We start from the raw sequence: 10,528 nt of genomic DNA, 5'->3' as shown, positions 1-10,528 counted from the left end.
GCCGACCCGCTCGAGGTGCTGCGCCGCCCGGCACTGTCGGACACGACGGTCCCCGCGACCGGACGGTTCGTCGACGCGTTCGCCGCGGCGCAGGCACTGGACACCCCGGTGGGCCCCACGGCGACGGCTACGTCCGCGCCGTCGACGCCGCGCGCCGCGCCTGGCGGGCCGCGAGGGAGGCCGCCGACCGGATCCGGCTCTCCGGGCTCGACCCGGAGGAGCGCCGGACCGTCGAACGCGTGGTGAAGCTGCTGACCACCGCGCGGGACTCGGACTCCGAGCCGGAGCGGCTCGCCGCCTACGCCCGCGCCCGCACCGAGCTGGACCGGCTCGACCGGGCCGGGGTCGTGCACCTGCCGCGGGCCGCCCGCGCCGAGCTGGACGCCCGGGCCCGCGGGAGCTCCCGGGGACCTGAGCCCGTCCGGTCAGGACTTGTCGAGGTAGGCGGCGCGCTCCTCGTCGCCCAGGGTCTGGGCGACCAGGTCACGCAGACCCGGGTGCCCGGCCAGCCCCGGATCCTCGGCGACGAGGTGCCGCGCGTAGACCTGCGCCTTCTCGATCACCTCGCCGTGGCGCAGCAGCGAGAGCAGCTTGAGGCCGGAGCGCGAGCCGGACTGGCCGGTGCCCAGCACGTCGCCCTCGCGGCGCAGCTCCAGGTCGAGCCGGGCCAGCTCGAAACCGTCGGTGGTCCCGGCGATCGCGTCGAGCCGCTCGCGGGCGGCGGTCGCCGCGGGCATGTCGGTGACCAGCAGGCAGAGCCCCGGTGCGCTGCCCCGCCCGACCCGGCCGCGCAGCTGGTGCAGCTGGGACAGGCCGAACCGGTCCGCGTCGAGCAGCACGATCCCGGTCGCGTTCGGCACGTCGACACCGACCTCGATCACCGTGGTCGCGACCAGCACGTCCAGCTCGGCGCGTTCGAAGGCCCGCATGACGGTGTCCTTCTCCTCCGGCGGGAGCTTGCCGTGCAGGATCCCGACCCGCAGCCCGGCCAGTTTCTCCTCGATCAACGGGGCGATGTCGAGCACCGCGAGCGGGGCACGCCGCTCCTCGCCACCGTCGTCGTCCGGCGGGGGCTCGTCGGCGTCCTCCTTCTCCGTCCCCCCGACCCGGGGGCACACGACGTAGCACTGGTGGCCCGCCTCGACCTCCTCGCGGATCCGCTGCCACACCCGCTCGATCCACGACGGGTGCTCGGCCAGGGGCACGACGGTCGTCGCGACCGGGGAGCGGCCCTTCGGCAGCCCCTTCAGCTCGGACACGGCCAGGTCGCCGTAGACGGTCATGGCCACCGTGCGCGGGATCGGCGTCGCGGTCATCACCAGCATGTGCGGGGCCTTCTCGCCACGGGCGCGCAACGCGTCGCGCTGCTCCACCCCGAAGCGGTGCTGCTCGTCGACCACGACCAGCCCCAGCTCGGCGAACCCGACGGTGTCCTGGATCAGCGCGTGGGTCCCGACGACGATCCCTGCGGCGCCGGACTGCGCGTCGAGCAGTGCCTGCCGCTTGGCCTTCGCCCCCATCGACCCGGTCAGCAGCGTCACCGCGGTCGCGTTCTCCCCCGCGCCGAGCTCACCGCCACGGCCGAGCGCGCCGAGCATCGCGCGCAGCGAACGGGCGTGCTGGGCCGCGAGGACCTCGGTGGGGGCCAGCATCGCGGCCTGGGTGCCCGCGTCGACGGCCTGCAGCATCGCCCGCAGCGCGACGATCGTCTTGCCCGCGCCGACGTCGCCCTGCACGAGGCGGTTCATCGGGTGCTCGCGGGCGAGGTCGGCGGCGATCTGCTCGCCGACCTCCTGCTGGCCCTCGGTCAGCGGGAACGGCAGGTCCGCGTCGAACGCGGCGAGCAGACCGTCGTCGCGGCGCGGGCACACCGGGGCCGGCCGGGCGACGGCGGCCTCCCGCCGGAGCGCGAGCGCGAGCTGGACGCCGAGCGCCTCGTCCCACACCAGGCGGTGGCGCGCGGCGAACAGGTCGGCCTCGGTCTCGGGCACGTGGATGCGCCGCAGCGCCCGCCCCAGCTCCGGCAGCTTCTCCCGCTCGCGCAGCGACCCGGGCAGCGGGTCGGTCGGGTCGTCGATCTGCTCCAGCACCTGGCGCACCGACCGGGCGATGGCCTGCGAGGTCACCTTGGCGTTCGCCGGGTAGACCGACAGGAACGGCCGCAGCGAGTCGCTCTCCTCGATCTCCTCGAACTGCGGGTGGGTCAGCTGCAGCCGGTTGTTGAACACCCCGACCTTGCCGGAGAACACCCCGACGACGCCCTGCTTGATGAAGCCCTGCAGCTTCCAGCCGTTGAAGAAGGTGGCGTCGAGCTCGCCGCCCTTCTCGTCCCGGATGACGGCCTTGAGCATCTTCCCCCGCCGGTTGCGCATCTCGCGCAGCTCGGCGCGCGCCACCGCCGCGACGACGGTGACGTGCTCACCCGCCACCAGCCCGGCGATCTCGGTGAGCCGGCCGCGGTCGACGTAGCGCCGCGGGTAGTGCCGCAGCAGGTCCCCGACGGTCTCCAGCCCGAGCGGGGCCAGCGCGTCCGCCGCCTTGCGCCCGAGCGGCCCGTCGAGCCGGCTGTCCAGGTCGAACCCGTCGTCCATCTACTCCACTCCCAGCACCAGCGGGTAGTCGCCCTGCTCCCCCCGGTGCACCACCACGTCGACCTCCGGGTGGGTGCGGCGCAGGTCCTCGGCGAGCCGCTCCCCGAGATCGTCGGGGGCGGCCGAGCCGAGCAGCACGGTCACCAGCTCCCCACCCGGAGTGAGCATGCGATGAGCCAACCACAGGGCACCGACAGCGAGGTCCGGGGCGATCAGCACGACCTCGCCGTCGGAGATCCCGAGGATCTCCCCCGGACGGCAGGGACCGGCCCAGGTGAGCGCCTCGGCCTCGGCGACGGCCAGCCCGCCGGTCCGGGTGGCGGCCGCGGCCTCGGCCATCGCGACGACGTCGTCCGGGGCGCGCCGCGCGGGGTCGTGCACCGCCAGGGCGGCCAGGCCCTGGAGCACCGAGCTCGCCGGGACCACCACGACGTCGATGCCCTCGAACCGCACCCGCTGCGCCGCGGTCTCACCGACCGTGCGCCGGTGCGTCGCGCACGGCAGCACGACGACGTGCTCGGCGCAGGTCGCGCGGATCGCGGCCAGCACCTCGTCGACGGTCGGGTCGGGGTCGGCGACCAGCACGTTCCCGCCCGCGGCCCGGGCCAGCGCCCCGGCCCCGCTGCTCTCGATCATCAGCAGGACGGCGCGGTCGCGGGTCGGCGGCGCCGGCGGCAGCGCCTCGATCCGGATCCCCGACGGGCGGACCACCGCCAGCCCCGCCTCGACCGCGGGCCCGGCCTCGGTGGTGTGCACGTGCACCATCACCCCGCCGCCGCCGTCCCCGGCGAGACCGACCGAGTCCCCGAGACCGGCGAGCCGGGCGCGCAGCGTCTCCAGCGCGGCCGGGTCGGGTCCGGGCAGCCAGTAGGTGACCTCGTAGACCGGCTGGGGCACCCACGGCACGAGCTCGCCGTCGGCGGTGACCGCCGAGGCCGGACCGGGCGTCCCCACCTGCGACGACGGCGGCGGGCCCGGATCACCGCCCGCCGCGGCGACCAGCGCGTCCAGCACCACGACCAGGCCGAGCCCGCCCGCGTCGACGACCCCGGCCCGCACCAGCTCCGGCGGGCGCCCGGTGGCCCGGGCCAGTGCGGCCCGCGCCGCGTCCGCGGCCACCCGGGCGGCCTCGGCGAGCGCACCGGTCGTGTCGGGACCCCCGCCGTCGGGGTCGGCGTGCCCGGGCAGGCCTGCGACCCGGGCGAGCGCCGGGCCCGACGCCGACGGCCCGGTCGCCGCCCCGGCCGCCACCCGCGCCGCCACGGCCGCCGCGGCGGCGTCCAGCACGGTCAGCGCGGTCCCCGGGCGCGGCGCGGACACCGCGACGGCCGCCAGCCCCGCAGCCCGTCGCAGCGCCCCGGCGAGCAGCTCGCCGGCCGGGGTGTTCGGGCGTCGTGCGGCCGCGGCCGCCAGCTCCTCGGCCAGCCCACGGAACAGCTGGGACAGGATCAGGCCCGAGTTCCCGCGCGCACCGCGCACCGCGGCCGCGGCCAGCGCCGCCGCGGCCCGCACCGGCCGGACGTCCTCGGCGACGGGATCGGCGACGGGCACGCCCCCGTCGAGCGGGGCCGAGGCCGCCGCACGGGCGGTCAGCAGCAGGTTCGACCCGGTGTCGTGGTCGGCGACCGGGAAGACGTTGATCCGGTCGATCTCGGCCCGCCCGGCGGTGAGCCGCTCGGCGGCGGCGTCGATCCAGCGGCGCAGCAGCGCGGGGTCGAACGGCGAGGCCACGGGCCCCACACTAGGGCGTGTCTCCTAAAGTGCGCAACCAGGTGACGATGGCCTTCAGTGCAACTCCGCCGCGGAAGGTCAGGGCGAGTTTGTCGTAGCGGGTCGCGAGGCCGCGCCACTGCTTGACCTCGCAGAACCCGCGTTCGACGACGTTGCGGCCGCGGTAGTCGACCCGGTCGAACGCCGGTGGTCGACCGCCGCGTGTGCCGCGTCGTTTCCGGTGTCCCTGCTGGTCAGCCGGCTCCGGGATGACCGCGACGATCCGTCGTCCGCGCAGGTGGGCGCGGATGGCGCGTGAGGAGTAGGCCTTAGAGCGCCCGGCAAATGAGGTCGTGGGGGTGTCGTTGCAGGTAGAGGCACGGACTCTCCAGGCGACCATCAGGACATCAGCAATCCCATGATCACTTGCAGGTCCGTGTCTCTACCAACACCGACACACGGCCACCTCTACTGCCGGACGCTCTTATCTGCGCGGACCCGCTCGGGCCGGGTCCGCGGTCGGCCCGGACCGACCCGTCCGACGCTCAGATGTGACATCAGGTGCGCGAACATCGGGGCGTCACCGGCCTGGCCAGGGCCGACCAGTACGACCAGCGGGCGGCCGTGTCCGTCAACGAGCTGGTGGATCTTCGTGCCGAGCCCTCCGCGGGAGCGGCCCAACGCGTGATCGGGCGGCTCGATCAGCAGATTCTTGTAGTTCGATCCGGCCCCCTGTGTCCCGCTGCAGGGTCGCGGCGTGTTGGTGAGCGCGGATGATCGTCGAGTCGACCGACACGGCCCAGTCCACGAGACCGGCGGAGTCGGCATCGGCGAGCAGAGCTGCGAGAACCTGGTCCCAGGTGCCGTCACCGCAGTAGCGGCGGTGGCGTTTCCATAGGGTCTGCCACAGCCCGAACTCGACCGGGACATCACGCCAGGCCAGCCCGCAGCGGAACCGGTAGATGATCCCCTCGATCACTCTGCGGTGATCGGCGAACGGGCGCCCTGGCATCCCGTCCGACGAGGGCAGTAACGGCTCGAGTCGGTCCCACTGGGCATCGGTCAGGACGGCACGGCGCGACACCTACTGATCATCGCGCAGGCCCGACCAGCCGGGTTAGGAGACGCGCCCTAGGTGCGGGGGCGCCCCCGGTGCCGCCGGACGGCCCCGCGCGCCGGTCACGACACGGGCGTGGCTAGACTTGAAGGCCGAACCCCGGCACGTCCGTGCCGGGAATCCGTTCGTGAATCTGTTCGTCAACCCGAGGAGTGTCCGACGTGGCTGCCGTCTGCGACGTCTGTGGCAAGGGTCCGGGCTTCGGCATGTCCGTCTCGCACTCGCACCGCCGCACCCACCGCCGCTGGAACCCCAACATCCAGACGGTGCGCGCCGCGATCAACGGCGGCAACCGCCGTCGGATCAACGCCTGCACCTCCTGCCTGAAGGCGGGCAAGGTGACCCGCGTCTGAGAGGTCGTTTCAGAACGACTTGTCGAGTTTCCATTGACCCCTCGACGACAGATCAAACGGCAGGTCAGATAGCCGCTTGTCGTCTACAACAGACACGTCGACCTCGTTCTGAAATGACCTCTGAGTGCGCGAGACCCGAACCACGATCGAGGCCCGGTCCCCCGAGGACCGGGCCTTCGTCGTTCCCGGGGCCGGTTCACCCGACCAGGGACCGCCACCAGCTGCGGCGTGCCCCGCGAACGGTGACCGATCCCATGCCGACCCTGCCGTGCACCACGAGGTGCGGCCCGGCGGCTCCGGGGGTCGCGGGCACCCGGGTCTTCACCTCGCCCCAGGACGCCTTGGTGCCGTCGACGTCGGCGGTGCCGCCCTCGGGCAGCACCAGCACGATCTCGCCCATCCCGAGCGCGACCTCGATGTCGATCCGCGGCGGCAGCGACCGGACCTCGGACAGGTCGAGGTGGATCGTCCCCATCGACGACGACAGGTGCAGGGCCGCGGGCACCTGCCAGTCGCCGGTGCGCTTGATCGTCCCCGCACCGGTCCGCAGGTGCACCCGCTCCGAGCGCGCGGGCGGGCGGGCCGGGGTGGGCGCGAGCGCGGTCACCGACGGCGGCAGCCCGCCGGGCAGGTCCGCCAGCGGCGGCTGCAGGTCCCGGGCGACGCGCGCGGCGTAGACGGCGTCGAGCCGTTCCTCGAGCTCGGTCAGCGTGATGCGGCCCTCGCCGAGGGCGTCGTGCAGGCGGCGGGCCGCCGCCTCACGGTCGGCGTCCGATATGCGCATGTCCCCCGGGTCGTCCACCCGGTCCAGCCTAGGGCAGCTTCCAGTCGACGGGTTCCCCGCCGATCTCCTCCAGCAGGTCGTTGGCCCGGCTGAACGGTCGCGACCCGAAGAAGCCGCGGTCCGCCGACATCGGCGACGGGTGCGCCGACTCGATCGTCGGCACGTCCTCCAGCAGCGGCGCGAGGTTGCGGGCGTCGCGGCCCCAGAGGATCGCGACCATCGGCTCGGCGTCGCGGGCCACCAGGGCGCGGATGGCCTGCTCGGTGACCTCCTCCCAGCCCTTGTTGCGGTGCGAGGCGGGCTCTCCCGGCGCGACGGTCAGGCACCGGTTGAGCAGCAGCACACCCTGCTCGGTCCACGGGGTCAGGTCGCCCGAGGTGGGCGCGGGGTGGCCGAGGTCCTCGGCGTACTCGCGGAAGATGTTCTGCAGCGAGCGCGGCAGGGGGCGGGTCTCGGGGGCGACGGAGAACGACAGCCCGACGGCGTGCCCCGGGGTCGGGTACGGGTCCTGCCCGACGAGCAGCACCCTGACCTCGTCGAAGGGCTGCTGGAACGCGCGCAGCACGTTCGCCCCGGCGGGCAGGTAGCGGCGGCCCGCGGCGATCTCGGCGCGCAGGAACTCGCCCATCGCGGTGATCGTCTCGGCGACCGGTTCCAGGGCCTGGGCCCACCCGGCCTCGACGACCTCGTGCAGCGGCTTGGCCATCAGCCCTCCAGCCGGCGCAGCTGGGAGGCGAAGCGGCGGCCCCGGTCGACGTAGGACTCCACGGCGTACCGCCAGCGGTCGGCGGGCACCTCGTAGCCGTCGCGGACGCGGGCGGGCACCCCCAGCGCCATCCGGTACGCCGGCACGTCGGCCTTCGGGGACACGACCGCGCCGGCGGCGACGATCGCGCCCTCGCCGATCGTCGAGCCGTTCAGCACCACCGAGCCGGACGAGATCAGCGCCCGGTCGCCGATGGTGGCCGCCTCGATGTGCACGTTGTGCCCGACGGTGACCTCGTCCCCGATGACCGTCGGCCGCTCCAGGGTCGTGTGGATGATCGACCCGTCCTGGATGCTGCTGCGGGCACCCACCTCGATCCGGCCGTCGTCGCCACGCAGCACCGCGGTCGGCCAGACGGTGGACTCCGGGCCCAGCGTCACGTTGCCGATCACGACGGCGTCCGGATGGACGTAGGCGGTCGGATGGATGTCCGGTTCGGCGTCACCGAGCGCGTACAGAGGCACACCGGGAGGGTACGAAGCGCTCGCGGGCCGCCACGCCGGGGGCCCACCCACCCGCGGGAACGTGCGCGGCGCAACCGATCGGAGTGACCGGAACCGGCGGTGTGGAAACCCCGTCGAACGGGTAGAAGCTCCCGAGTCATGATCAGGGTGCGCGGCACCCCCGGCCCCCTGGACGGAGGCGCTGCCCGGTGATCCCCCTGGTCACCCTGGGCGGAGCGGTCGCGCTGGCGCTGCTCGCCCCGGTGCTCGCCCGGCTGCTCGGACGCGACGCGGGCTACCCGCTGGCCGTGGGCCTCGCCGCGCTGGCCGTCTACGCGAACACCGCCGCGGGTGACGTCGTCCGCGGGGAGGTCCTCACCGCGGGCGTGTCCTGGATGCCCTCGCTGGGCATCTCCTTCGGCCTGCGGATGGACGGCCTGTCGCTGCTGTTCGTGACGATCGTGCTGGGCGTGGGCGCGCTGGTGATGGCCTACTGCCCGCGCTACCTGGAGTCCTCCTACCCGATCGGCACGGTCTACGGTCTGCTCGCCGGGTTCGCCGCCGCCATGATCGGGCTGGTCACCGCGAACGACCTGGTGCTGCTCTACGTGTTCTGGGAGCTCACCACCGTCCTGTCCTTCCTGCTGATCAACACGGCCGGGCCGGCGGCGGCGCTGCCCGCGGGTCGCGCACTCGTCGTGACGGCGATGGGCGGGTTCGCCCTGCTGGGCGCGGTGGTCATGATCGGTGTCGCAGCCGGGAGCACCAGCCTCGACGTGGTCCTCGCCGACCCGGGTGCGGTGCTGGCCGATCCCCTGGCCCTGCCCGCGGGGGCGCTGCTGATCCTGGCCGCGGCGACGAAGTCCGCGCAGCTGCCGTTCACCTTCTGGCTGCCCGGCGCGATGGTCGCGATGACCCCGATCAGCGCGTACCTGCACGCCGCGACGATGGTCAAGGCCGGCATCTACCTGCTGATGCGGTTCACCCCGATCTACGTGCCGTCGGTGGCCTGGTCGGCGGTGCTGGTGCCGCTCGGGCTGGCGACGGCCGTCGTCGGGGCGGTGCTGGCGCTGCGCGAGCACGACCTCAAGGCGATGCTCGCCCACTCCACCGTCAGCCAGCTGGGCCTGCTCACCGCGGCGATCGGCGTCGGCACCTCGTACGCGCTGTCCGCGGCGGTGCTGCACACCTTCGCGCACGCCCTGTTCAAGGCCACCCTGTTCATGCTGGTCGGCATCATCGACAAGGAGGCGGGCAGCCGCGACGTGCGTGAGCTGGGCGGCCTGCGGAAGGTCATGCCGGTCACCGCGGCACTGACCGGGGTCGCCGCGCTGTCGATGGCGGGCGTCCCGCCGCTGCTGGGGTTCGTGTCCAAGGAGAACCTCTACGAGGGTTTCCTGGAGGCCGACTTCGCCCCGGGCGCCGGTCCGGTCGCCGCGGCCGTCGCGGTCGTGGCGTCGGCGCTGACCTTCGCCTACTCCGCACGGATCGTGCACGGCGCGTTCGGCGGCAGGCTCAGCCAGCCCGGCCTGTACGAGCCGTCCCGGGCGTTCCTCGCCCCGGCCGCCGTCGCCGCACTGCTCGGGCTGGTGCTCGGACCCGCGGTCCGGGTGCTGAACCCGCTGACCGACCGCGCGGCCCGCGACCTCGACCCGGGCTCGGAGCCGGTCACGTTCGTGCTGTGGCCCGGGTTCGGGACCGCCCTGGTCCTGTCGGTGCTCACCATCGCCGCCGGCTACGCGTTGTTCCACTGGCGCGACCGGGTCGACCGGGCCCTGGAGCGGCTCCCGGTGCCCGACGGTGCCGCGGCCTTCGACCGGGTCCGGGCCGGGCTGCTCGCCCTCGGTACCCGGGTGGGACGGCCCGACACCGACCCCTCCCCCGCCGCCGTCCTGGCCCGCCCGGTGCTGGCGCTGCCGGTGCTCGCCGTCGCCGCCGGGGTCGCCCTGCCCTCGCTCACGCCGTTCCCCGCGCCGGTCAGCCGGCCGCTGGACTGGGTGGTCGTGGTGCTCGTGGCGGCCGCGGTCGCCGGGGCCGTGACGACCCGCTCGGTGACCGCGGCGCTGGCGCTGACCGGCTTCGGCGGTCTGGCGACGGCGTTGTGGCTGCTGCTGGCCGGCGCGCCGGACGTCGCGATGACCCTGCTGCTGGTGGAGGTGCTGACCACCGTCGTCGCGGTGCTGGTGCTGCGCGGCCGTGGGGTCCGGCTGCGCCGCCCGGCCCGGTGGCGCCGCGCGCCGGCCGCGGTCGCGGCGGTGGCGGCCGGTCTGTCGCTGGGGGCGGCGACCTACGTCCTGACCGGGCGCCGCGGGCCGTCGCCGGTCGGCGGGTACCTGCTGGACACCGCGGAGGCCGCCACCGGCGGGACGAACGTGGTCAACACGATCCTGGTCGACTTCCGCGGCATGGACACCTTCGGGGAGGCGGTCGTGGTCGGGGCCGCGGCGCTGGGGCTGCTCGTGCTGATCCGGCGCGGCGAGGCCGGAGCCGAGGGGAGCCCGCGGCAGCGCGTCGCCACCGACGGCCCGGCCGACACGATCGTCATGCGGGTGGCGAGCCGGGTGCTGGCCCCGCTGATGCTCCTGATGTCGCTGTTCCTGCTCTGGCGCGGCCACGACGAGCCCGGCGGGGGGTTCATCTCCTCGCTGGTCGGGGGCGTCGCGATCGTGTTCCTGCGGCTGTCCCACCGCGGCGACGCGTGGGCGCTGCGCCTGCGCCCCGAGCCGCTGGTCGGGTCCGGGCTGCTGCTCAGCCTGCTCACCGG

General features: G+C 74.5%; 11 protein-coding genes and 1 pseudogene. 3 read left to right on the top strand and 9 right to left on the bottom strand.

Going from position 1 to position 10,528, the window contains the following annotated elements; all coding sequences use genetic code 11:
• Window positions 1-246, top strand: a pseudogene (locus tag KPF47_RS36235) (hypothetical protein); the annotation flags it as partial.
• Window positions 247-425: 179 nt separating this feature from the next.
• On the opposite strand, the gene recG reads toward KPF47_RS36235, so the two are convergent.
• From recG to KPF47_RS36210, 5 genes are all read right to left on the bottom strand, one after another.
• Window positions 426-2,591 carry an ATP-dependent DNA helicase RecG gene (gene recG / locus KPF47_RS36230; RefSeq protein WP_224391678.1) on the bottom strand — a complete coding sequence of 722 codons (2,166 nt, stop codon included), beginning with the start codon at window positions 2,589-2,591 and terminating at the stop codon, window positions 426-428.
• Window positions 2,592-4,322 (bottom strand): DAK2 domain-containing protein, encoded by a 1,731-nt coding sequence (locus KPF47_RS36225; protein ID WP_224391676.1) that lies wholly within the window; start codon window positions 4,320-4,322, stop codon window positions 2,592-2,594.
• Between the two features lie 10 nt (window positions 4,323-4,332).
• Window positions 4,333-4,701, bottom strand: a complete 369-nt coding sequence (locus tag KPF47_RS36220) for a transposase (protein ID WP_374108899.1) — start codon at window positions 4,699-4,701, stop codon at window positions 4,333-4,335.
• 68 nt (window positions 4,702-4,769) lie between these two features.
• Window positions 4,770-4,982 carry a hypothetical protein gene (locus KPF47_RS36215; protein ID WP_224391674.1) on the bottom strand — a complete coding sequence of 71 codons (213 nt, stop codon included), beginning with the start codon at window positions 4,980-4,982 and terminating at the stop codon, window positions 4,770-4,772.
• Window positions 4,933-5,385: an IS5 family transposase gene (locus KPF47_RS36210; protein ID WP_224387966.1), complete on the bottom strand. Its 453-nt coding sequence runs from the start codon at window positions 5,383-5,385 to the stop codon at window positions 4,933-4,935. The genes KPF47_RS36215 and KPF47_RS36210 overlap by 50 nt, the downstream gene beginning before the upstream one ends.
• A gap of 194 nt (window positions 5,386-5,579) precedes the next feature.
• Here KPF47_RS36210 and rpmB point away from each other — a divergent pair, with 194 nt between their 5' ends.
• Entirely contained in the window at window positions 5,580-5,771 is a 192-nt protein-coding gene (gene rpmB, locus KPF47_RS36205; RefSeq protein WP_020627372.1) for a 50S ribosomal protein L28, read from the top strand.
• Between the two features lie 9 nt (window positions 5,772-5,780).
• Here rpmB and KPF47_RS39500 read toward each other — a convergent pair whose 3' ends face one another.
• The 4 genes from KPF47_RS39500 to KPF47_RS36190 are packed head-to-tail and all read right to left on the bottom strand — an operon-like array spanning window position 5,781 to window position 7,785.
• Complete coding sequence (locus KPF47_RS39500; RefSeq protein ID WP_255660512.1) at window positions 5,781-5,915, bottom strand: hypothetical protein; 135 nt, start codon at window positions 5,913-5,915, stop codon at window positions 5,781-5,783.
• Window positions 5,916-5,967: 52 nt separating this feature from the next.
• A complete protein-coding gene (locus tag KPF47_RS36200; RefSeq protein ID WP_224391672.1) occupies window positions 5,968-6,555 on the bottom strand; it encodes a DUF1707 domain-containing protein in 588 nt (195 codons plus the stop codon).
• 28 nt (window positions 6,556-6,583) lie between these two features.
• Window positions 6,584-7,264, bottom strand: coding sequence for a uracil-DNA glycosylase (locus KPF47_RS36195; RefSeq protein WP_224391947.1), 681 nt, complete (start codon window positions 7,262-7,264; stop codon window positions 6,584-6,586).
• Window positions 7,261-7,785, bottom strand: a complete 525-nt coding sequence (locus tag KPF47_RS36190) for a gamma carbonic anhydrase family protein (protein WP_224391671.1) — start codon at window positions 7,783-7,785, stop codon at window positions 7,261-7,263. The genes KPF47_RS36195 and KPF47_RS36190 overlap by 4 nt, the downstream gene beginning before the upstream one ends.
• Window positions 7,786-7,973: 188 nt before the next feature.
• Between KPF47_RS36190 and mbhE the strand changes: the two genes are divergently transcribed.
• On the top strand, window positions 7,974-10,528 hold a 2,555-nt coding region (gene mbhE, locus KPF47_RS36185; RefSeq protein ID WP_224392921.1), incomplete at its 3' end, for a hydrogen gas-evolving membrane-bound hydrogenase subunit E.

The organism is Pseudonocardia sp. ICBG1293 (assembly GCF_020131355.1).
Classification (GTDB): domain Bacteria; phylum Actinomycetota; class Actinomycetes; order Mycobacteriales; family Pseudonocardiaceae; genus Pseudonocardia.
The sequence above is the reverse complement of the archived record's forward strand: the minus strand, read 5'-3'. Positions and strand labels throughout refer to the sequence as shown.

What these genes read in the sequence shown, in the direction of transcription:
- KPF47_RS36200 (WP_224391672.1), bottom strand. Translation starts at nt 6,555, where the DNA reads ATGCGCATATCGGACGCCGACCGTGAGGCGGCGGCCCGCCGCCTGCAC.
- recG (WP_224391678.1), bottom strand. Translation starts at nt 2,591, where the DNA reads ATGGACGACGGGTTCGACCTGGACAGCCGGCTCGACGGGCCGCTCGGG.
- KPF47_RS36220 (WP_374108899.1), bottom strand. Translation starts at nt 4,701, where the DNA reads ATGGTCGCCTGGAGAGTCCGTGCCTCTACCTGCAACGACACCCCCACG.